Genomic DNA, 21,388 nt, shown 5'->3' with positions numbered 1-21,388 from the left:
CTCTCTGCCTAGCGAGTCTCTCCTGCCTTGTCAAAGCAATCGGGGGAAAACGCGGCCACCGCAGCCTGCGGGTCACAGGCTGCTGGCGTAGCGGCCTGCGACATCTTGCGGAATGAATGAGCGCCGCAGGAACTGCGGCGCTGGAAGGGCGGAATGTCAGGGGCGGCGGCCTGTGTCACATCGTATAGGGCGCGTATCCGATCTGTGCGGCGATCACGCTGGCCAGCAGCATGGCCATCGCGATCAGGCCCACGATCAGAACCCGGTCCCGGATCGTCGCCCAGAACAGGCGTGCATTGTGAAGTTCCGCGTCGATATGGGCCATGACCGCTCTCCTTTGCCCCAGGATCATCGCCAATTCGGGCAGGATTGGGGCAAAGGCGTGGTATTTGCGCGGCGCGTCCGGTGCGCTCAGCAGGTCAGATCGGTGAAGATGGCAAACAGGAACAGCGTCAGCACCAGCGCCAGACCCAGCGTGATCAGCACGCGCACCGCCTGATCGGGCGCGGGACGGCGCATCACCGCCTCATAGGCGTGAAACACCAGATGGCCCCCGTCCAGTGGCGGGATGGGGAAGAGGTTCAGCAGCCCGATGGCCACCGACAGAACGGCGATGAACCAGATGAACTCGCTCAGACCGTCACTGGCCTTGGCGACCGAGGCTTCGGCAATGCCGATCGGGCTGGACAGGTTGCAGGTGCTGATCTGGCCGACAACCATGTAATACAGCCCCTCCAGCGAGGTGCGGATGACCCGCCAGACCTGATCGGCGGCAATGCCCGTGGCCTCCAGCACGCCGGGGGTGCGGGTGCTGTAATCGAAGACCGCGCCCGAGGTCAGCCCGATCAGATAGCGCGTCTCGAACCCGCCGCCGGGCAAGGGCAGATCGGTGCTGCGCGGCTGCATGGTCAGGTCCAGTTCGGTCCCGTCGCGCCAGACCCGCAGTTCCAGCGGATTGCCGCCCGAGGCCGCAACCATGTCGCGCAGCTCCCTGAAAGTCGCAATCTCGGTATCGTTGATCGCGGTGATGACATCGCCGGGCTGCATCTGCGCGTCGCGCGCCGCGGATTTCAGCGCCACACTGCCGGCCAGCGGCGGCTGTGGATGCGGGCCCGTCACCTCGATCACGCGGCCATTGCGCTCGACCGTATAGGCCAGCACCGCTTGCGCGGGCAGATGTTCGGCGCTGTTGACGAAATCCGCCAGTGTCGCGGTTTCCATGCCTTCGACCGCCAGGATCCGGTCGCCGGGCGCCAGTTCGAAAGGCTGCGCGGGCAAGGGCGTGATCTCGCCCACGACCGGCTCGTCAATCGCGACGCCCTCATACATCATCAGCCCGGCAAAGATGAAAAAGGCGAAGATGAAGTTGAAGACCGGCCCTGCCGCCACAGTTGCCGCCCGCGCCCAGAGCGGCGCGCCATGCATGGTGCGGCGGCGCTCGCGCGCTGACATGCGCGCCATGCCGTCCTCGTCCTTCGAGGACACCGCCGAAGCATCGCCTGCGAATTTCACATAGCCGCCCAGAGGGATGGCCGCGACCTGCCAGACCGTGCCATGCCGGTCAGTACCCCGTGCCAGCACCGGGCCGAAGCCCAGCGAGAACACATCGGCATGAATGCCCGAGAGCCGCCCGATGATGTAATGGCCATATTCATGCACGGCGACAATGATCGACAAGACGACGATAAACGCCGCAATCGTGTAGAAAAAATTCCCGAAACTCGGCAGCAGCCCGACCAGATCCAAACCTATTCCCCTTTATGTCGTCTTGCAGGTCAGGCCATTGCGGCGGCAAAGCGGCCTGCGACCTCTCTGGCCATTTGGTCCATGGCCATGACGGATTCAAGCGACTCTACGGGCGAAGTAAGGCCAGAGTCGGACAAAAGACTGTCAATCGTGCGTTCCACCAGCGCGGCCATGTCAAGAAACCCGATCCGGCCCGCGATGAACTGATCCAGCGCCACTTCTTTCGCGGCATTGAAGGCCGCCCCCGCATGGCCGCGCAGCTCCATCACCTCGCGCGCGAGGCGCAGGGCGGGGAAGCGGTCAGGATCGGGGGCTTCAAAGCTCAACTGGCCCAATTGTGCCAGATCGAGCCGCGCCACCGGCAATTCGCTACGCTCGGGCCAGTTCAGCGCATAGCCGATGGCATGGCGCATATCGGGTGCCCCCATATGCGCCATCAGCGCCCCGTCGCGGAAGCCCACCAGCGCATGGATGATGGATTGCGGATGCACCACGGCTTCGATCTGTGCGGGCTCCAGCCCGAAATATTCCCGCGTTTCAATCAGTTCCAGCGCCTTGTTGAACATGCTGGCCGAATCGATGGTGATGCGCTGGCCCATCGCCCAATTCGGATGCGTCTGGGCCTGTGCGAGTGTGGCCTTGGCAAGCCGGTCTTTCGACCAGCCCCGGAACGGCCCGCCCGAGGCGGTGATGATCACGCGCTCGACGGCGGCGATATCCTCGCCCACCAATGCCTGAAACACGGCGGAATGTTCGCTGTCCACCGGCAGGATGCGGGCGCTATGGCGCGCGGTCTCCCGCATCAGCAGCGGCCCCGCCGTCACCAGCGATTCCTTGTTCGCCAGCGCCAGTGTCGCGCCCTGCGCTAAAGCGCGGAACCCCGGCACCAGCCCCGCCGCGCCCACAATCGCCGACATGACCCAATCCGCCGGGCGTTCGGCGGCGGCGATCAGGGCCTCTGTGCCCGCTGCCACCTCGATCCCGCTGCCCGCAAGCGCGTCTTTCAGGGCGGGGTAGCAATCGTCATGCGCTGTGACCGCGAGTTCCGCGCGCAATTCGCGCGCCTGTTCGGCCAGCCGCGTCACATTGCGCCCGCCGGTCAGGGCAACCGTTCTGATATCGTCGCGGCGGCGCAGCAGATCGAATGTGCTCTCGCCAATCGAGCCGGTGGCGCCAAAGACCGAGACACGCATCCCCTGCCCCTTAGCCCAGCAGGCCAAGCGCGGCGAGGATCAGCACCATCAGCGCCGCCGCGATCATCGCATCGAACCGGTCCAGCACGCCGCCATGACCGGGGATCAGGGTCGAGCTGTCCTTGACGCCCGCATGGCGCTTGATCGCGCTTTCGGCGATATCGCCCGCCTGCCCGGCCATCGCGACCAGAACCGAGGCGAGGATCAGCCCAGCCCCCGCATTGAGCGGCCCCATGAAGGCAAGCGCGATCACCACCGCCAGCCCCCAGCCTGCGACGGTGCCCGACCATGTTTTCTTGGGGCTGACGCGCGGCCAGAGCTTCGGCCCGCCGATGATGCGCCCGGCGAAATAGCCCGCGACATCCGAGCCGATGACCAGAAGCACCAGCCAGAGCACCCAGACCATGCCGAAATCGCTGCGCAACCCCATCAGCCCCAGACCGGCAAAGAGGATGAGCGCCAGATAGGCTGCCGCGATGCCGCGATCCTTCGGGAAACGCCAGGCCAGAAGTGCGATGGACAGCACGACGGCCCCGAGAAGGAACACCCCGGCCAGTTGCAGCCAGAAGACCAGAATCGCAACTGCGGCAGTGATCCCCTGCGCCTCGGCCTTGCCGAAGCCTGCGTCAGCGTCCAGCATCCGGGTCAGTTCCCAGACCATCAATCCCACCAGCACGGCCACCAGCAGGTCAAAGACAATCCCACCGGCCCAGACAGCGCCGATGCCGACGACGGCCATCGCGATGCCCGAGAGCGCGCGGGCGCGCAGGTCGGTGAAGCTGGCCCCAGTCCCGCTCATGCCGGGGCCGCCCCGAAACGGCGCTCGCGCTGGCGATAGGTTTCAATGAAACCCGCCATGATATCCGGCGTGAAATCGGGCCAGAGAACGGGGGTGAAGATATATTCGGCATAGGCCGCCTGCCAAAGCAGGTAATTCGACACCCGCGTTTCGCCCGAGGTGCGCACCACCAGATCCGGATCCGGCAGCCCGGCAGTGTCCATATGCGCGCTGAGCGTCCGGTCGGTGATCGCATCCGGATCCAGCGTCCCCGCCTGCACTGCGCGCACCACGGATTGCGTCGCGCGGCGAATCTCGTCGCGCCCGCCGTAATTGATCGCGACCGTCAGATGCACGCGGTCATTATGCGCGGTCTCGGTCTCGATCCACTCGAACAGCGCCTGAAGCTTGGGATCAAGCGGGTCGCGGTCGCCGATAAAGCGCATCCGCACACCCTCTTTCTTGATCCGGCTCGCCTCGCGCTTGATGTAGCGGCCAAAGAGCGACATCAGGCCCAGCACTTCTTCGGTGGTACGCGACCAGTTCTCGGTCGAGAATGCGTAGATCGTCAGGTAGCGGATGCCCAGACGCGGACAGGCCTCGACCAGTTCGCGCGCGCGCTCTGCCCCCTTGCGGTGGCCCACCAGACGCGGCCAGCCCCGGTTCTTCGCCCAGCGCCCGTTGCCATCCATGATGACGGCGACATGAAGCCTGCTTTCTTCCGGGTCGCCGCCGCCCGGTCGGGGCTGGTCCATTTTCATATTACTATCCTTTACGCGGACCGCGCATCAGACCTGCATGATTTCGGCCTGCTTGGCCTCAAGGGTCTGATCCACAAGTCCAATATACTTGTCCGTCAATTCCTGAATTTCCTCGGACCAGAGCTTCTGCTCGTCCTCGCTCATGCCGGCCGCCTTGGCTTTCTTGACCTGATCCATCCCGTCGCGGCGCAGGTTGCGCACCGCGACGCGGGCATGTTCGGCATATTGTGCGGCCACGCGCGTCAATTCACGGCGGCGCTCCTCGTTCAGCTCGGGAATGGGCAGCATGATGATCGTGCCATTCAGCTGCGGATTGATCCCGAGCCCCGATTCGCGAATGGCCTTCTCGACTTTGCCGACCATGGACTTGTCCCAGACATTGATCGTGACCATGCGCGGCTCTGGCACGTTGACGGTGCCCACCTGATTGACCGGGGTCATCTGGCCATAGGCCTCGACCATCACCGGATCGAGCATCGAGGCCGATCCGCGCCCGGTGCGCAGCGAGGCAAATTCCGTGCGCAGCGCCGACATGGCACCGTCCATCCGGCGCTTGAGATCATCGAGATCGATTTCAAGATCATCTGACATGGTGCTCTTCCCCGTCCTAAGCGACCCGCCCGCAGAGGGCTTTGGCGCGTTTTAACGCGCCTGTCGCGATTTTGTAAGTCTTGATGCGCCTTTGCTCAGGCATGGACCCGCGTATAGGTGCCTTCGCCGCGCAGGATACCGCTGAAACCGCCCGGCTCATCGAGCGCGAACACGATCAGCGGCATCTTGTTGTCGCGACACAGCGCGATGGCCGAGGCATCCATCACCTTCAGGTTCGCGCGCAGCACCTCGTCATAGCTGATATCGTCATAGCGCGTGGCGTCGGGGTTGGTTTTCGGATCGCTGTCATAGATGCCGTCCACCTGCTTGCCCATGAAGATCGCCTCGCAGGCCATTTCCGAGGCGCGCAGCGCCGCCGCCGTATCGGTGGTGAAATAGGGGTTGCCGGTGCCTGCGGCGAAAATGCAGACGCGCTTTTTCTCCAGATGGCGCACGGCACGGCGGCGGATATAGGGTTCGCAAATCTGATCCATCGGAATGGCGCTGATCACGCGGGTAAAGACGCCCAGATCCTCCAGCGCGGTCTGCATGCCGAGCGCGTTCATCACTGTGGCCAGCATCCCCATGTAATCGGCCTGGGTGCGCTCCATCCCCTGCGCCGAGCCCTGCAGCCCGCGAAAGATATTGCCGCCGCCGATCACCATGCAAATCTCGACGCCCATATCATGCACCGATTTCACCTCGCGCGCGATGCGCTGGACTGTCGGCGGGTGCAACCCGAAGCCCTGATCCCCCATCAATGCCTCGCCCGAAATCTTGAGCATGACGCGGCTATAGGCGGTCTGGGGGGTGTCGGTCATGGGGCGGTCCTTCTTGCCGGGCGCGCGAGGTCGCACAAAATGCAGACCCGGTGCTTTCATCGCCCCGCAAAATGTCGGAAAACGGGCGCAGGTTCAATCGCAAAGCAGGCGCAGATGGCGAAAAACGCCGACCCTCTGGACAGGGCCCTTGCAAGGCTGAGAACCGCGCCGCCCGATCCGGCGCGTCCCGTCCTGCTGGCCGGTCCGACGGCGAGCGGGAAATCGGCGCTGGCGCTCTGTCTGGCGCAGGCGCAGGGGCGCGTGATCGTCAATGCCGATGCGCTGCAGGTCTATGATATGTGGCAAGTGCTCTCGGCCCGCCCGGATGATGCAGATTGCGCGCGCGCACCGCATCTTCTCTATGGGCATGTAGGGCGCGATCAGGACTGGTCGGCGGGCCATTGGCTGCGCGCTGTGGCGGATGTGCTGAAAGATCACCCCAACCCGGTGATCGTGGGCGGAACCGGGCTCTATTTCCGCGCCCTGACCGAAGGGCTGGTCGAAATCCCGCCCACGCCGAAAGCGATCCGCGCGCGCGCCGATGCAAAGCTGGCACAAGAGGGGCTGGCGACGCTGCTGAAGGAGATCGACCCCAAGACCCACGCGCGCATTGATTGCGCCAACCCCGCCCGCGTGCAGCGCGCCTGGGAGGTGCTGCACGCGACCGGACAGGGACTGGCTGCATGGCAGGACCAGACCCCGCCGCCCCTGCTGCCCCGCGCCGCGTGTACCGCCTATGTGCTGCGGCCCGAGGTTGACTGGCTGGACGCGCGAATCACCCGACGGTTCGCTGAGATGATGGCGCAAGGTGCGTTGGAGGAGGCCCGCGCCGCCCTGCCCCATTGGGATCCGCGCGCGCCATGGGCCAAGGCCATCGGGGCGCCGGAACTGATCGCATATCTGCAAGGCCAGATGTCGTGGGACGAGGCGGTCAGTGCCGCAACACTTGCCACGCGCCAATATGCGAAACGCCAGCGCACCTGGTTTCGCACCCGCATGAAGGACTGGCTGGACCTGTTTGCGCCCCCCGCCTGAAGAGTCACCGTTTTGCAACGCCCCCTGTCCGGCACAGAAATTTTCACGCCCGCGTGAGCAAAAAAGGCTTCCTTCGTCGCGCCTGTGTCCTAATCTCGCCCTTATCCGGGGGGACAAGACCACCATGAACAAGATACCCGAACCGATGCTCCGGCTGCGCCTTGTGCCGATCTCGAAACTGGCGGCGGCCCCGAAATGGCAGCTTGAGACAATGCGCGCCCTGCGCGAGCCGGTCTTTTTGTGGATCACGCAGGGACAGGGGCGCATCAATCTGGGCGGCAGCACACGCGGCTTTCATCCGCATAATGCGATCTTCATTCCCGCAGGCACCCTGCACGGGTTTCAGGCGATGACGCGGGTGCAGGGCACCGCTGTCTATTTCGGGCAGGATCACGGGCTTGATCTGCCGAAACTACCGCTGCATCTGCGGCTGCGCGAAGCGTCCCAGCATGCCGAAGTCGCGCATCTGATCGATTCCGTGCAGCGCGAACTGGATGGCGGCCGCCCGCTGGCCCAGAAAGCGGCCTATCACCAGCTTGGATTGCTCTCGATCTGGCTCGACCGGCGCAGTCAGGACAGGACCGAAGAGGGCGCCCAGCCCAGCCCGCAGCTCAACGCCAATGAACGCCTGACCGCGCGCTATGCCGCGCTGCTGGAGCGCGAATTCGGATCGGCACTCAATATCAGCGATTACGCGACCGCGCTGGGGGTGACGGCCACACATCTGACACGCGCCTGCCGGGCAAGCTGCGGACAGACCGCGCTTGCGATGATGCAGGCACGCCGCCTGTTCGAAGCCCGCAAGCTGCTGCTGGAAACCGATATTCCGGTACAGGATATCGCCCGCTCGCTGGGATTCTCGACGGCAGGCTATTTCGCGCGCGCCTTCGCCCAGCATATCGGCGAGCCGCCTTCGGCCTATCGCAAGGCACGACCCGCGCGAGCCCGTATGCTGAACTGACGCGACAGGTGGACGGCCCATAGAATGACGCCCGTGGCACGATGTGACACGGGCGTTTATTGCTTATTCGGCTGCCGAAGGCGTCACTTCATCCGACGCGGATTCGGCGGGTTTGCGCGGCTTGCGCACATATCGGCGCGGTTTGGCCGCGCCCTCCGCCTCACTCGGCGCGGGCTCGGGGGCAGCAGCAGGCGCGCGCGGGGCGCGCGGCTTGCGGCTGCGCTGGGGCTTGCTGTCAGCCTCTGGCGCGGGGGCAGCAGGGGCGGGCGCATCCTGCGCCACCGGCTCGGGCGCGCGCGGCCCCTCGGTCGAGGATTTGCTTTCGGGGGTCTCGACCAGCGTATCCTCTTCCGGCGCGCTGTCGGTATCCTGCACCGAGAATGCCTCTTGTGCCGCGGTGTCGCGGCTCACGGCGCTTTGCTGGCCTGCATCTTCCTGCTGACGGCGCTGGTCGTAGCGGCGCCCGCCATGCTGCCCGCCATGCTGGTTGTGATTGCCGCCATGCTGGTTCTGACCGCGATCCTGTCCACGATCATCATAGGGCTGGCGGTTGCGTTCGTCATTGTTCTGGCGGCGGGCTTCCTGCTCGGCCTGCAATTCGCGCTGCGCCTGGGCCAGCATGCGGGTGTAATGCTCGGCATGCTGCTGGAAATTCTCGGCGGCCACGCGGTCATTGGACAATTGCGCATCGCGCGCGAGAACCTGATATTTCTCGATGATCTGCTGCGGCGTGCCGCGCACCTTGCCCTCGGGGCCGGAACTGTCGAACACACGGTTGACGATATTGCCAAGCGTTTTGGGGCGGTTCGATTTCGAACGCGAACGTTTATTGGGTGATCTCATGCGTGATTCTATCCTGCCGAAGATGGCACAGAGTGCAGTCCCGTCTTGAGTGTCACATGTCGGACAAACCAGACTGCTGAAAGGGAATGACCGGGCAAGCCACGATTTTTTGGCTCACCTTGTATTTCACTTGGCATGCCATGCGGCCTCTGACAAGCCCTAACTCTGCAAAAACTGTCATTTGAGCGCGATCTTGCAGATTTGCCATAGTCCTGCGGTCAGGGCGAATAGGCCAGCGCCACACGCGCGCGCCCGGTCAGATCATCGACCAGCCGCCCGGATGTCAGCCCCGCCTGCGCAAAAAGCGCCAGCACCGCGGGCCCCTGCCCCAGCCCCAACTCGACGATCAGCCGCCCGCCCGGTGCCAGATGCGCAGGCGCCTGCGCCGCGATCGCGCGATAGGCGGCAAGGCCGGTGCCGTCGCAGCCCTCGGGCACCAGCGCCATGCGCGGCTCCCAGTCGCGGGTTTCAGGCGCAAGATCCGCAATCTCGCCCGCGCCGATATAGGGCGGGTTCGACACGATCAGATCGAACTGCCCCGAGACGCCAGCGCACCAGTCCGAGTGCAGGAAGGACACGCGCGGCGCGACGCCCAGCACCTGCGCATTGCCCTGCGCAACCCCGAGTGCGGCAGGCGAGAGATCGACGCCCGTCCCTGTCGCCTCGGGGCATTCTGCCAGAAGTGTCGCCAGAATCGCGCCGCTGCCAGTGCCCAGATCGAGCACGCGGCCAAAGGGCTGTTCCAGTGCCGTGGCGATCAGGGTCTCGGTTTCGGGGCGCGGGTCCAGCACATCGGGCGTCACCCGGAACAACCGCCCCCAGAACAGCCGCTGGCCGGTGATCTGCGCGACGGGCTGGCGGTGTGCGCGCGCGGCAATCGCCGCTTGAAACCGCGCCGCCTGCGCCTCTGTCACCGGATCCTGCAGCGCGAGTGTCAGCCGGTCGAGACCCAGATCCAGTGCATGCGCCATCAGCCAGCGGGCATCGCGGGCCGCCCCCTCGATCCCGGCAGCGCGCAGCGCAGCCACCCCTTCGGCCAGCAGCACCTGCGCCTGCATCAGCCGTCCATCTCGGCGAGTTTGGCGGCCTGATCGGCAGAGATCAGCGCGTCGATCACCTCGTCCAGATCGCCCTGCATCACCGCATCAAGCTTGTAGAGCGTCAGGTTGATCCGGTGATCCGTCATCCGGCCTTGCGGGAAATTATAGGTGCGGATGCGCTCCGACCGGTCCCCCGAGCCCACCTGCGCGCGCCGTGCATCCGCGCGCTCGGTTGCAGCGCGCTGGCGCTCCATGTCAAAGAGTTTCGCGCGCAGCACCTGCATCGCAATGGCGCGGTTCTGATGCTGCGATTTTTCCGAACTCGTGACCACGATCCCGGTGGGAATATGCGTGATCCGCACTGCCGAATCGGTGGTGTTCACATGCTGCCCGCCCGCACCGGACGCGCGCATCGTATCAATGCGGATATCTGTCGCGGGAATGTCGATATCAACCTCTTCGGCCTCGGGCAGCACGGCCACTGTTGCCGCAGAAGTATGGATCCGCCCGCCCGATTCCGTCACTGGCACGCGCTGGACCCGGTGCACGCCCGACTCAAACTTCAGCCGCGCGAACACCCCCTCGCCCGCGATCCGCAGCACCGCTTCGCGCAGGCCCCCGATCTCGGTTTCCGAGAAGCTGATCATCTGCACCTGCCAGCCGCGCGTTTCAGCGTATTTCTGATACATGCGCAGCAGATCGGCGGCGAAAAGGCTGGCTTCCTCGCCGCCCGTGCCGGGGCGCAATTCGACCAGCGCGGGGCGGGCGTCTGCCGCGTCCTTCGGCAAGAGCGCCAGCCGCAGCGCATGTTCCAGCGCCGGCAGTTCCGCCTCGACGCGGGCCAGTTCCTCTTCGGCCAGCGCGCGCATCTCGGGGTCACCGCGCATCGCCTCGGCCTCGGCCCGGTCGGCCAGCGCACGCTGATAGGCATGGATCTGCGCCACGACGGGTTTGAGTTCCGCATAATCGCGGGTCACGCCCGCGATCTCTTCGGGCGCGACCCCCGCCATCAGGCGGGCTTCCAGATAGCCGAAACGGCGGGTGATCTGGTCAAGAGTATCAGAGGCGAACATGCCCGACCTGATGGCCAATCCGCAGGCCAGCGTCAAGTCCCGGCGGTCTGGCGCTGGACGCGCGCAGTGCAAGGACTTAAGAGAGGATCAGGCGCTTGCCGCGTCACTGGTGCAGGAATTGAACATTTATGGGCGATACCGCCACATTTCTTGATACGGCCTTCTGGATCACAGCCGGGGCTATTCTGTTGCTCTTGGTCATCTCGGGCTTCTTCTCGGGCTCGGAAACCGCGCTCACGGCCTCAAGCCGGGGCAAGCTGAAAGCGCAGGCCGACAAGGGCGTGCCGGGTGCCGAAAAGGCGTTGCATCTGACCGAGGACAGCGAGCGCATGATCGGCGCGATCCTCTTGGGCAACAATCTGGTCAATATCCTTGCCGCCTCGCTGGCGACGGCACTGTTCACGCGGCTCTTCGGCGATAGTGGCGTGGCGCTGGCCACATTGATCATGACGCTGCTGGTGCTGGTCTTTGCCGAGGTGCTGCCCAAGACCTATGCGATTTCCAACCCCGAAAGCGCGGCCCTGCGCGTGGCTGCGCCCTTGCGCATCGTGGTTGCGATCTTCTCGCCCGTGGTCATGGTGGTGCGCTTCATCGTGCGCCGGGTGCTGGCGCTGTTCGGCGTGACCATCGACCCCGAAAGCAACATCCTGTCGGTGAAGGACGAAATCGCGGGCACGCTGGCGCTGGGGCATTCGACCGGCTCGGTCGAGAAGGAACATCGCGACCGACTTCTGGGCGCGCTGGATCTGTCTGAACGCACGGTCGAGGAAATCATGCGTCACCGCAGCCAGATCGAGGTGGTGAATGCCGATGATCCGGTAGAAGATATCATCGCGCAATGTATCAACTCGTCGCATTCGCGCCTGCCCATGTATCGCGGGGAACAGGAGAATATTATCGGTATCCTCTATGCCCGCGATCTGGTGCGCGAGATGCACCGGCTGGTGGTCGAGGCGGGTGGCACCTATGATGCCATCGGCGCGCTGGATGTCGTCAAACTGGCCCGCCCGCCCTATTTCGTGCCCGAAACCACGCCGCTGGATGAGCAGATGAAGGAATTCCTCCGTCTGAAGCGGCATTTCGCTCTGGTGGTGGATGAATATGGCGCGCTGCACGGGCTGATCACGCTGGAAGATATTCTTGAGGAAATCGTGGGCGAGATCGAGGATGAATATGACACCACCTCTGCCCCCGAGGTCGAAACACGCCCCGATGGCGAGGTCATTGTCGAGGGCACCATGACCATCCGCGATCTGAACCGGTCCATGGACTGGTCGCTGCCCGATGAGGAAGCCGTGACCGTGGCCGGGCTGGTGATCCATGAGGCGCAGTCGATCCCCGATGCGGGGCAAGTGTTCTCCTTCTACGGCTGCCGCTTCAAGGTGCTGGAGCGCGAGGGCAACCGGATCGTGCGGCTGAGCATCCGCAATATCGACGCTGCGCGCGCGGATGACTGAGATGCGACTGATCTGCGCCAGCAACAATGCGGGCATTCTGGGGGATAATCTGGCCCGCTCGCCCCTACTGGAGTCGCTGCCGCTGAGCGTGATTGAGGGCGCCGCTTCTGCAGCCAAAGCCTATGCGCAGGGGATGAGCGAGACCAGCGAGGATATCCTCATCTTCCTGCATCATGACATCTATCTGCCGCCCGGCTGGGACGCGCTGCTGCGCGCGCGCATCGCCGAAGTGGCAGCGCGCGATCCCGACTGGGCGCTGATCGGCGCATACGGGGTGGATGATCACGCGCGCGGCTGGGGGCCGGTCTGGTCGTCCTCACTGGGGCAGATCGTAGGGCATGTGGCGCTCAGCCCCCAGCCGGTGCAGAGTTTTGACGAACTCCTGATCGTCATGCGCCGCAGTGCCGGGCTCACATGGGACACAGACCTGCCGGGCTGGCATCTCTATGGCACCGATATCGTGACGCAGGCGCGCGCGAAGGGGCTGGGGGCCTATGCCTGCGCGCTGCCGCTCATTCACAATGACGGCTACAAGGACAATCTCGATCAGGGATTCGGGGCGGCCTATGCCTATCTGCAGCGCAAATGGGCCGACCGGCTGCCGCTGCGCAGCCCGATCATCAAGATCTCGCGCATGGGCCATCAGCTCTGGCGCGCGCGGCTGCATAACTGGCGCGCGCGGGGCGTGCGGCAAGCCATGGCGGTGGACACGGGCCTTGATCCGGTGGCCCTTGCAGCCGCCTGCGGCTGGGCCAGCGTCGCGCCCTGAGCGCTACGCCGCCCGCCCCGAAGTCAGCGACAGGAACACATCTTCCAGATCCGGCTCTTCGCTGGAGATATCGACCACCACGCCCCCGGCCCGCGCCACGGCCGCCAGCAGATCACCCGCGCTGACCGCGCTGCGCGGATAGGTCAGCGCCAGCCTGCCATCCGGGCGCTGCTCTGGCTTCACGCCCTCGGGCAGCACAAGCCCCGGAACCGGCACCTCCAGCCGCAATACCAGCGTCTTGGCGTCGAGCCGCCCCAGCAGGGCGGTGGTGCGGTCGCGCACCACAACCTCGCCATGGTTGATGATGGCGATCTCGTCGCACATCGCTTCGGCCTCTTCCAGATAATGCGTGGTCAGGATGATGGTCATACCCTGCGCATTGAGCCTGCGCACATTGGCCCAGAGCATCTGGCGCAGCTCGATATCCACGCCCGCTGTCGGCTCGTCCAGTACCAGCACCCGCGGCCCGTGCACCAGCGCCTTGCCCAGAAGCAGGCGGCGGCGCATCCCCCCCGAAAGCGTGCGCGCATAGGCTTCGGCCTTGTCGGCAAGCCCGATCATCTCCAGGATCTCATCCGTCCGGCGCTGGGATTTGGGCACGCCGTAAAGCCCCGCCTGCACATCGAGCGCGCCGCGCGGGGTGAAGAACGGGTCCATGTTCAATTCCTGCGGCATGACCCCGATGGCCGCGCGCGACTGGCGCGGGTTCACGTCCTGATCAAACCCCCAGATCCGCACCTGACCGCTGGTCTTGTTCACCAGCCCGGCCAGAATATTGATCAGCGTCGATTTGCCCGCACCATTCGGCCCCAGCAGGCCGAAGATACTGCCCGCCGGAATGGTCAGATCGACACCTTTCAGCGCCTCCTTGCCGCCCACATAGGTCTTGCGCAGTCCCGTGATCTCGATGGCATGCTGTGTCATATGCGGCCTTTCCGTTCTGTCTGGGGCATAGATAACAATCCCGCGCAGAATGAAAAGCACCCTGCCGCAGCGCCGGGTTGACGTGGGCGCGTCGCGCGGTCAGGCTGTGGGACAGATATTCATGCGAAGGAGAGTGACCATGCGGGAATTGCTGACATCATTCGACGGGCGCATCCGCCGGGGACAATACTGGCTGGGGGTGATCCTGCTGGTTGTCGCCGCGGTGATCCTCTTTGGCCTGATAACCGTCATCTTCGGCGAGTCCCTCTTCGGGCGGCTGCTGGTCCTGCTGGTCACGCTGGGCATGATCTACCCCTGGCTGGCGCTGGGGACCAAGCGGCTCGCGGACCGGGGCCAGCCGCCCATGCCCAAGCTTGCGATCTTCATCGCGCCGGGCCTGCTGCTGACGCTGATCGACACATTCCGCATCGGCTATCGGACGGTCCCCGGCGTTCCCGGAGCCGAGAGCATGCCGGGGATGCCGTCGATGCTGGTCGGGCTGATCAGCCTGGGCGTCGGCATCTGGGCGCTGATCGAACTGGGTATCCTGAAAGGCGATGCGGAAGCCAATGCCTATGGCCCGCCCCCTGCTTGAGGCCCCCTGCTTGAGGCCCCCTGCTTGAGGCTTGTGGTTCCGGCGCTTCTTCCTGTATCAAGAGACGATCCCTGCAAGAGGCTTGTTAGATGAGCATTTCCACCTCCCATGACGCCCCCGAAACCGAGATCGTGACCGCGACGCGCGTTTGCTGCGACGGCGGCGAGGGCGCGCTGGGGCATCCGCGCGTCTGGCTGTCGCTCAGCCATGAGACCGGCATGGTCGAATGCCCCTATTGCGACAAGCGCTTCATCCATCGCGATCACGCTGGCGAAGCTGCGGGCTGAACCGGCGCAAAGGTTTTGCCTGATCGCGGGCAGGCTGATATCGTAAGATGTCACCCCTGCGCAGGAGGCCGCGATGGCCGTGCTTTCCGTAATCCTTGCCGCTCTGGCCGGTTTTGCCTTGGGCGCGGTATGGTACAATCTGCTGTCGAAACCGTGGATCGCCGCGGCTGGCATCAAGCTGGACGCATCCGGCCAACCCGAAGGCGGCGCGTCCCCCTTGACCTATGGCGGCGCCTTTCTGTGCATTCTTGTCGTTGCCGGGATGATGCGGCACATGCTGGCCGGATCGGGCGTCACCTCGGCAGGGGGCGGGTTTCTGGCTGGGCTGGGGGTGGGGCTGTTCTTCATCGCGCCGTGGATCACGCTCAATGTGCTGTTCTCGCAGCGCCCGCTGCGGCTGGCTGCGATTGACGGCGGCTATGCGGCGCTGGCCTGCGCAGTGATGGGGCTGATCCTGACCCTGTTCTGAACAGGCGCAGCCCGGTGCCCGCGCAGGTCCATCAACTCAGCAGCATCGGCGTTTCGCCGCACATCACCTCGCCCTCAACCCGCGCGCCGCTCTGGTCCAGAAACTGCCGGATATTATGGCCCGACCAGGCGCGGATGCGCCCGAAGCCACTGATCAGCCCGGTGCCGCGCGCGGTTCCGGTCGCACTGTCCTGATAGTAATAGATCATCTGCCCCGCCAGCCCGTCATCGCAGGAAAATTCGGCATGGCCCAGCCGCAGGCTCTGGCCGATCCGCCATGTGCCGCTGCAGGACAGGCCGGTATTCGTCACCCCTTCCAGCGCGCCCTCGTTCCAGCCGATGGCGCGGCCCACCAGATACACCCCATCGCCGGGCATGCAGGCCACAACGGGGCTGCAGCTGCTGGCATCATTGGGGCGGCTCACGCAATCGGGCAGCTCAAGCGCTGCGGCAGGCAGGGACAGGAAACTGCCGAAAGCCAAGATTGAAGCCGCGTGGCGCATGTGAAATACCTGCCTTTGAAAACACCGGGGCCGCAGCTAATCACAGCCACCCGGATCTGACAAGGAGCGCCGCAAGATGAGTTTCGGCAAAGGCCATCACCTGCATCTGATCGACGGCTCGGCCTATATTTTCCGCGCCTATCACGCGCTGCCGCCGCTGACGCGCAAATCCGACGGGCTGCCTGTGGGGGCCGTGGCAGGGTTTTGCAACATGCTCTGGCGGTACTTGGGCGAGAACGGCGCAAGCGCTGACGCGCCGACCCATGCGGCGGTGATCTTCGATCATTCCTCGAAAACCTTCCGCAACCAGATCTATGATCTCTACAAGGCCAACCGCCCCGAACCGCCCGAGGATCTGCGCCCGCAATTCCCGCTCACCCGCGAGGCCAGCCGCGCCTTCAACCTCGCCACGATCGAGATCGAGGATTATGAGGCCGATGACATCATCGCCACCCTCGCCCGGCAGGCCCGCGAAGCTGGGGGGCGCGTGACCATCATCTCGTCGGACAAGGATCTGATGCAGCTTGTCGGCGGCGGGGTCGAGATGCTGGACGCCATGAAGAACAAGCAGATCGGCGTCGAGGAAGTGGTCGAGAAATTCGGCGTCGGCCCCGAGCGGGTGGTCGATGTACAGGCGCTGGCGGGCGATTCGGTCGATAATGTACCGGGTGCGCCGGGGATCGGGATCAAGACTGCCGCCCTTCTGATCAATGAATATGGCGATCTGGAAACCCTGCTCGCGCGCGCAGGCGAGATCAAGCAGCCCAAGCGGCGCGCGGCACTGATCGACAATGCCGATCTGATCCGCATTTCCAAACGGCTGGTGCAGCTTGACGAGCAGACCCCGCTGAATTTCACCCTAGAGGATCTGGAGGTGCGCGCGCCTGACGCCGAAGCGCTTCTGGGCTTTCTGAACGCGATGGAATTCCGCACCCTGACCCGCCGTGTCGCCGATCATTTCGGCACCGAGCCCCCGGCCCTGCCGGTGGCCGCCCCGCAGGTAACACCTGACGCGCCCAGCGCCGTCCCCGAACAGCCCGATTTCGCGCAGGCGGACTATATCTGCATCCGCGATCTGGACACGCTGGCGCAGTGGATCGCGGATATCGAGGAACTCGGCCATGTTGCGGTCGATACCGAGACCACCTCGCTCGATGAGATGCGCGCGGATCTCGTGGGCATTTCGCTCTGCACCGCAGCGGGGCGCGCGGCCTATATCCCGCTTGCCCACCGCGCGGGCAGTGGTGATCTCTTTGGCAGTGCCGATCTGGTCGAGGGGCAGATCCCGCTTGAGGACGCGCTCAGGGCGCTGAAACCCGTTCTGGAAGACCCGGCTGTCCTGAAGATCGGGCAGAACATGAAATATGACGCCAAGATTTTCGCAAATCTCGGCATCCATGTCGCGCCCATAGACGACACGATGCTCATGTCCTATGCGCTGCATGGTGGCCTGCACGGGCATGGGATGGACACGCTCTCGGACCGTTACCTGAACCACCAACCCATCGCGATCAAGACGCTTCTGGGCAGCGGCAAATCCGCCATCACCTTCGATCTGGTCCCGATTGACGAAGCCACGCGCTACGCCGCCGAGGATGCCGATGTGACCCTGCGCCTGTGGCAGATGTTCAAGCCGCGCCTGCACCAGTCGCAGGTGACGCGGGTCTATGAGACGCTGGAGCGCCCGCTGGTGCCGGTACTGGCGCAGATGGAACGGCACGGGATCAAGGTGGACCGCGATGTGCTCTCGCGCATGTCGAACGCCTTCGCGCAGAAAATGGCGGGGCTGGAGGCCGAAATCCACGAACTTGCGGGCGAGACGTTCAACGTGGGCAGCCCCAAGCAACTGGGCGAGATCCTGTTTGACAAGATGAGACTTCAGGGCGGCAAGAAAGGCAAGACCGGCGCCTATGCCACAGGTGCGGATGTGCTGGAAGATCTGGCCGCCGAAGGCCATGACCTGCCCGCCCGCGTGCTGGACTGGCGGCAACTCTCGAAACTGAAATCGACCTATACCGATGCGCTGCAGGACCATATCCACCCCGAGACAGGCCGCGTGCACACCTCCTATGTGATCACCGGCGCTGTGACCGGGCGGCTGGCCTCGACCGATCCGAACCTGCAGAATATCCCGATCCGCACCGAGGAAGGCCGCCGCATCCGCACCGCCTTTGTTGCGGAACCGGGCATGAAACTGGTGGCGCTGGACTATAGCCAGATCGAGCTGCGGATTCTGGCGCATATTGCCGGGATCGACAGCCTGAAAGCGGCCTTCCGTGACGGACAAGACATCCATGCCATGACCGCATCTCAGATGTTCGGCGTGCCCATGTCCGAGATGACCCCGGAAATCCGCCGCCGCGCGAAAGCGATCAATTTCGGTGTGATCTACGGCATTTCCGGCTTCGGCCTTGCCCGCAACCTGCGTATCCCGCGCGGCGAGGCGCAGGCGTTTATCGACACTTATTTCGAGCGCTTCCCCGGCATCCGCGCCTATATGGATGCCACGGTGGAATTCGCGAAAAAGCATGGCCGGGTCGAAACCCTCTTCGGGCGGCGCATCCATACGCCCGAGATCAACACCAAAGGCCCCGGCGCGGGATTCGCCAAACGTGCCGCGATCAATGCGCCGATCCAAGGGACAGCCGCCGATATCATCCGCCGCGCCATGATCCGCCTGCCGAATGTGATCGAGGGCTTGCCTGCGAAAATGCTGTTGCAGGTGCATGACGAACTGGTGTTTGAGGTGGCCGAAGACGCCATCGAGGACACGATCGCCCGCGTGCGCGAGGTGATGGAAGCGGCGGCAGAGCCTGTGGTCAAACTCAGCGTGCCACTGGTCGTCGATGCAGGTACTGGCGACAACTGGGCCGAGGCGCATTGATATCTTGTCGCAATTTCGAACCGACAAAGTCTGTCAACTTTTTCTGAAATTGCTTCTCGCGCGCCTCAGCCCGGCGCGCGGGTCAGCGCCCCCTCATACAGCGCATAATCAGCCGCGAACTGCTCCCGCAGCCGCGCGCGCAAGGGCGCTGAGAGCGTGATCTCCCAATCGGGCGAGACATTGTGCCGCTCGACCTCAATCGACCAGCCGAGCCGCGCTTCCAGATAGCCCACGAAAGCGGGCATCGCGTCATAGCGGAAGATATGCTGCACCCGCTCGCCGGTCCTGGGATGGGTCAGGAATTTCCATTGGCTGCCGACCGCCGCAAAGGGCGGCTGCGCCTCGCTCAGATAGCCCTCGACGAACTGATCGAAACTCATCCCCCGCGTGCTGCGCGGCGTGCCGTTCAGCCAGGCCCCGTGGCGGAACCGGAACCAGCTTCCCAGCCAGTCCTCGGGTTCGCGGATCATGGCCAGGGTTTCGGGCACCCGGTCGGTGAACATGCCGATCATCTTCTCGACGCGCCATTGATAGCGCTGGAAGATGCAATGCTTGAAATTCGGGTCATTCTGGAACACCACATCCGCCTTGGGCGTCAGCGCACGTTCAATCGCCGTGCTGCCCGATTTCGGTGTCGCCAGAAAAACCAGCCCGGCCTTGTGAAAATACAGCATGCCTACCCCGTGTTTTTCTCTGTGCTAGCGGGATGCGCGGCGCAGGTCTAGCTGCTTGCGACAAGGCCGCCCGCGACCGTGACCTGATCGCATGCCGCCCCATGCTCGCCATGCGCGGTCTTGTCCCAGTAGAACGGGGCCGAGATCAATTCCCACAGCGCCTTGTAGACCGCCAGCACCGCCAGCGGAAAATAGCCATGCAGCGTGGGCAGCCAGAGCCGCAGATGCCGGTGCCTGTGGCCGCCAAGCGCCAGATAACCTACGCTCAGCGTGACGGCTTCGGACATCACGAACACCGCAAAGAAGCCCAGCATCACCGGCCCGCCGATGCTTGCCTGCAGCGGATGCGACAGACCCGCAAGCATCAGCCAAAAACTCCACAACAGCGGCGCGAACATGAATTGCACCAATGTGCCCAGAAACAGCAGCTGCACCCCGAAAAACCGCCATGCCCCAAGCTGGCGCCACAATGCGCGCGGCGCGCGCATATGCACGAGCCATGTCACCGCATAGCCCTTCAGCCAGCGCGAGCGCTGCTTGACCCAGGGCACCGCGCGGCAATTCGCCTCTTCCAGCGTCACCGTGTCCAGAAGCTGCGTGTAATAGCCATGCCGCGCCAGACGGATGCCCAGATCGGCATCTTCGGTCACGTTATGCGCGTCCCAGCCGCCAAGGCTCTCCAGAATATCGCGGCGGAAAAACAGTGTCGTGCCGCCCAGAGGCACAGCCAGCCCCAGACGCTGCATCCCCGGCAGCACGATGCGGAACCATGTCGCATATTCGATGGTGAAACAGCGCGACAGCCAGTTGGTGCGCGCGTTGTAGAAATCGAGCGCCCCCTGCACGCAGGCCAGATCGGGCGGGCCGTCCTGAAAGCATTTCACGACGCGGTGGATCTGGTCCGGCTCGGGCGCATCCTCGGCATCATAGACCCCGATAATCGCGCCGCGCGCAAACAGCATTGCATAATTCAGCGCGCGCGGCTTGGTTTTCAGCGGCGCATCCGGCACCGGCACGACCCGCATCCAGCGTGGCAGGGCGCAGGCGTCGAGCGCCGCGCGCGTGGCATGGTCATGCTCTTCGACCACCAGCAGGATATCGAGCAACTCGCGCGGCCATGTCAGCCGTGACAACCGGTTGATCAGCCGCGGGATCACGCGCGGTTCCTTGTAAAGCGGCACCATGATCGACACAATGGGCCTGCGCGCGCGCAAGAGCCGGATCCTCGGCTCTGGTGCTGGGGGCCTGCGATGGACAGCGATGGCAGCCGCGAGTTTCAGCAGCGAGGTGAGCAGCAAAAACCCCGTCGCGATCAGCGTCAGGCCCAGCAGGGCGGCCTGCGGTGCCAGCAGTACCAGCGCGGCGATCACCAGCACGGCAAAGCGCAGCACCCGTCCGAAGCTGCGGCTTTGCAGCATGCGGCAGCTTTCCCTTTCGTCCACGCAGGTTTCGGCCCAGAGTTTCAGCCGCGTGCGCTGGGTCTTGAGGAGGGTCGCGTGCAGATCGGTCTCGCTGATCAGCACCATGGCGACCGGGCCGAAAATCCGTTCCAGTTCCGGTCGATAGAACCCGAATTGCGCGGGCCGGGCGCAGGCCACGACCGTGACATCCCCTGCCCGCTCCCAGGGCAGGCAATACAGCGCCAGACAACGCCGCACCCCAAGGATTTCGATCAGACGGCGATCGGGCAAGGGGGCGTCCGAGGTCAGGAAACTGGTGCTGAACTGACGCGACAGGGCGGTGGTCAGGTCCGTCTCGGTGATCATCCCATGCGCAAGCAGGATATCGCCCAGAAACCCGGCTTGTGACGCCTGTATCTCCAGCGCGCGCACCAGCCCGTCTTGCGAGAGCGCGCCCATTTCCTGCAGGATCGTGCCGAGGGGACGGCGCGCGGCATCGGTCTTGCGATGGACGGCCAGTTCCAGCACGGGAGGCGCCGCCGCGCGCGCTGCCTGCCCCAATTCGCGTGCCGCCCGTCCCTGCAT

At 64.5% G+C, this 21,388-nt stretch carries 22 protein-coding genes; 8 read left to right on the top strand and 14 right to left on the bottom strand.

The window, feature by feature from the left end; translation table 11 throughout:
- Nucleotides 1-175: 175 nt before the first annotated feature.
- The 7 genes from BG457_RS20330 to pyrH all read right to left on the bottom strand — a co-directional run bounded on the left by BG457_RS20330 (nucleotide 176) and on the right by pyrH (nucleotide 5,890).
- The gene (locus tag BG457_RS20330) at nucleotides 176-325 is read right to left on the bottom strand and encodes a hypothetical protein (RefSeq protein WP_175546815.1); all 150 of its coding nucleotides are present in this window, start codon (nucleotides 323-325) and stop codon (nucleotides 176-178) included.
- Nucleotides 326-411: 86 nt separating this feature from the next.
- Nucleotides 412-1,746 carry an RIP metalloprotease RseP gene (rseP, locus tag BG457_RS15425; protein ID WP_071798271.1) on the bottom strand — a complete coding sequence of 445 codons (1,335 nt, stop codon included), beginning with the start codon at nucleotides 1,744-1,746 and terminating at the stop codon, nucleotides 412-414.
- 29 nt (nucleotides 1,747-1,775) lie between these two features.
- Complete coding sequence (dxr, locus tag BG457_RS15420; protein ID WP_071798269.1) at nucleotides 1,776-2,939, bottom strand: 1-deoxy-D-xylulose-5-phosphate reductoisomerase; 1,164 nt, start codon at nucleotides 2,937-2,939, stop codon at nucleotides 1,776-1,778.
- Nucleotides 2,940-2,949: 10 nt separating this feature from the next.
- Complete coding sequence (locus BG457_RS15415; protein ID WP_071798267.1) at nucleotides 2,950-3,738, bottom strand: phosphatidate cytidylyltransferase; 789 nt, start codon at nucleotides 3,736-3,738, stop codon at nucleotides 2,950-2,952.
- Nucleotides 3,735-4,478 carry a polyprenyl diphosphate synthase gene (uppS, locus tag BG457_RS15410; RefSeq protein WP_071798265.1) on the bottom strand — a complete coding sequence of 248 codons (744 nt, stop codon included), beginning with the start codon at nucleotides 4,476-4,478 and terminating at the stop codon, nucleotides 3,735-3,737. Before uppS ends, BG457_RS15415 begins: the two co-directional genes overlap by 4 nt.
- Before the next feature lie 27 nt (nucleotides 4,479-4,505).
- Nucleotides 4,506-5,069, bottom strand: coding sequence for a ribosome recycling factor (gene frr, locus BG457_RS15405; protein WP_071798264.1), 564 nt, complete (start codon nucleotides 5,067-5,069; stop codon nucleotides 4,506-4,508).
- 95 nt (nucleotides 5,070-5,164) lie between these two features.
- Complete coding sequence (pyrH, locus tag BG457_RS15400; RefSeq protein WP_071799222.1) at nucleotides 5,165-5,890, bottom strand: UMP kinase; 726 nt, start codon at nucleotides 5,888-5,890, stop codon at nucleotides 5,165-5,167.
- Nucleotides 5,891-6,004: 114 nt separating this feature from the next.
- Here pyrH and miaA point away from each other — a divergent pair, with 114 nt between their 5' ends.
- The gene (miaA, locus tag BG457_RS15395) at nucleotides 6,005-6,925 is read left to right on the top strand and encodes a tRNA (adenosine(37)-N6)-dimethylallyltransferase MiaA (protein ID WP_071798262.1); all 921 of its coding nucleotides are present in this window, start codon (nucleotides 6,005-6,007) and stop codon (nucleotides 6,923-6,925) included.
- Between the two features lie 124 nt (nucleotides 6,926-7,049).
- Nucleotides 7,050-7,886, top strand: a complete 837-nt coding sequence (locus tag BG457_RS15390) for an AraC family transcriptional regulator (RefSeq protein ID WP_071798259.1) — start codon at nucleotides 7,050-7,052, stop codon at nucleotides 7,884-7,886.
- A 63-nt stretch (nucleotides 7,887-7,949) separates the two neighbouring features.
- Here BG457_RS15390 and BG457_RS15385 read toward each other — a convergent pair whose 3' ends face one another.
- The 3 genes from BG457_RS15385 to prfA all read right to left on the bottom strand — a co-directional run bounded on the left by BG457_RS15385 (nucleotide 7,950) and on the right by prfA (nucleotide 10,842).
- On the bottom strand, nucleotides 7,950-8,729 hold the full coding sequence (locus tag BG457_RS15385) for a DUF4167 domain-containing protein (RefSeq protein ID WP_071798257.1): 780 nt from the start codon (nucleotides 8,727-8,729) through the stop codon (nucleotides 7,950-7,952).
- A 218-nt stretch (nucleotides 8,730-8,947) separates the two neighbouring features.
- Nucleotides 8,948-9,787 carry a peptide chain release factor N(5)-glutamine methyltransferase gene (gene prmC, locus BG457_RS15380; RefSeq protein WP_071798255.1) on the bottom strand — a complete coding sequence of 280 codons (840 nt, stop codon included), beginning with the start codon at nucleotides 9,785-9,787 and terminating at the stop codon, nucleotides 8,948-8,950.
- A complete protein-coding gene (gene prfA, locus BG457_RS15375) occupies nucleotides 9,787-10,842 on the bottom strand; it encodes a peptide chain release factor 1 (protein ID WP_071798253.1) in 1,056 nt (351 codons plus the stop codon). Before prfA ends, prmC begins: the two co-directional genes overlap by 1 nt.
- Before the next feature lie 128 nt (nucleotides 10,843-10,970).
- Here prfA and BG457_RS15370 point away from each other — a divergent pair, with 128 nt between their 5' ends.
- Together BG457_RS15370 and BG457_RS15365 are read left to right on the top strand one after the other, a co-directional pair.
- Nucleotides 10,971-12,299 carry an HlyC/CorC family transporter gene (locus tag BG457_RS15370; protein ID WP_071798251.1) on the top strand — a complete coding sequence of 443 codons (1,329 nt, stop codon included), beginning with the start codon at nucleotides 10,971-10,973 and terminating at the stop codon, nucleotides 12,297-12,299.
- A gap of 1 nt (nucleotide 12,300) precedes the next feature.
- The gene (locus BG457_RS15365; RefSeq protein WP_071798249.1) at nucleotides 12,301-13,068 is read left to right on the top strand and encodes a hypothetical protein; all 768 of its coding nucleotides are present in this window, start codon (nucleotides 12,301-12,303) and stop codon (nucleotides 13,066-13,068) included.
- 3 nt (nucleotides 13,069-13,071) lie between these two features.
- Here BG457_RS15365 and BG457_RS15360 read toward each other — a convergent pair whose 3' ends face one another.
- A complete protein-coding gene (locus tag BG457_RS15360; RefSeq protein ID WP_071798247.1) occupies nucleotides 13,072-13,992 on the bottom strand; it encodes an ABC transporter ATP-binding protein in 921 nt (306 codons plus the stop codon).
- 139 nt (nucleotides 13,993-14,131) lie between these two features.
- On the opposite strand from BG457_RS15360, the gene BG457_RS15355 reads away from it, so the two are divergent.
- The 3 genes from BG457_RS15355 (at nucleotide 14,132) to BG457_RS15345 (ending at nucleotide 15,343) form a co-directional block, all read left to right on the top strand.
- A complete protein-coding gene (locus BG457_RS15355; RefSeq protein ID WP_175546814.1) occupies nucleotides 14,132-14,587 on the top strand; it encodes a DUF805 domain-containing protein in 456 nt (151 codons plus the stop codon).
- An 89-nt stretch (nucleotides 14,588-14,676) separates the two neighbouring features.
- Nucleotides 14,677-14,874: a zinc-finger domain-containing protein gene (locus BG457_RS15350; protein WP_071798243.1), complete on the top strand. Its 198-nt coding sequence runs from the start codon at nucleotides 14,677-14,679 to the stop codon at nucleotides 14,872-14,874.
- Between the two features lie 73 nt (nucleotides 14,875-14,947).
- On the top strand, nucleotides 14,948-15,343 hold the full coding sequence (locus BG457_RS15345; protein WP_071798241.1) for a DUF1761 domain-containing protein: 396 nt from the start codon (nucleotides 14,948-14,950) through the stop codon (nucleotides 15,341-15,343).
- Nucleotides 15,344-15,374: 31 nt separating this feature from the next.
- On the opposite strand, the gene BG457_RS15340 is transcribed toward BG457_RS15345, so the two are convergent.
- Nucleotides 15,375-15,845 (bottom strand): hypothetical protein, encoded by a 471-nt coding sequence (locus BG457_RS15340; protein WP_071798239.1) that lies wholly within the window; start codon nucleotides 15,843-15,845, stop codon nucleotides 15,375-15,377.
- 76 nt (nucleotides 15,846-15,921) lie between these two features.
- Between BG457_RS15340 and polA the strand changes: the two genes are divergently transcribed.
- Nucleotides 15,922-18,729, top strand: coding sequence for a DNA polymerase I (polA, locus tag BG457_RS15335; RefSeq protein ID WP_071798237.1), 2,808 nt, complete (start codon nucleotides 15,922-15,924; stop codon nucleotides 18,727-18,729).
- Nucleotides 18,730-18,794: 65 nt separating this feature from the next.
- On the opposite strand, the gene BG457_RS15330 is transcribed toward polA, so the two are convergent.
- Together BG457_RS15330 and BG457_RS15325 are read right to left on the bottom strand one after the other, a co-directional pair.
- Nucleotides 18,795-19,403 carry a hypothetical protein gene (locus tag BG457_RS15330; RefSeq protein WP_071798235.1) on the bottom strand — a complete coding sequence of 203 codons (609 nt, stop codon included), beginning with the start codon at nucleotides 19,401-19,403 and terminating at the stop codon, nucleotides 18,795-18,797.
- Between the two features lie 47 nt (nucleotides 19,404-19,450).
- The gene (locus tag BG457_RS15325) at nucleotides 19,451-21,388 is read right to left on the bottom strand and encodes a glycosyltransferase (RefSeq protein ID WP_084657669.1); all 1,938 of its coding nucleotides are present in this window, start codon (nucleotides 21,386-21,388) and stop codon (nucleotides 19,451-19,453) included.

Source organism: Natronohydrobacter thiooxidans (genome assembly GCF_001884735.1).
GTDB classification, from domain to species: Bacteria; Pseudomonadota; Alphaproteobacteria; order Rhodobacterales; family Rhodobacteraceae; genus Roseinatronobacter; species Roseinatronobacter thiooxidans_A.
This window is presented reverse-complemented; position numbering and strand designations above follow the sequence as displayed.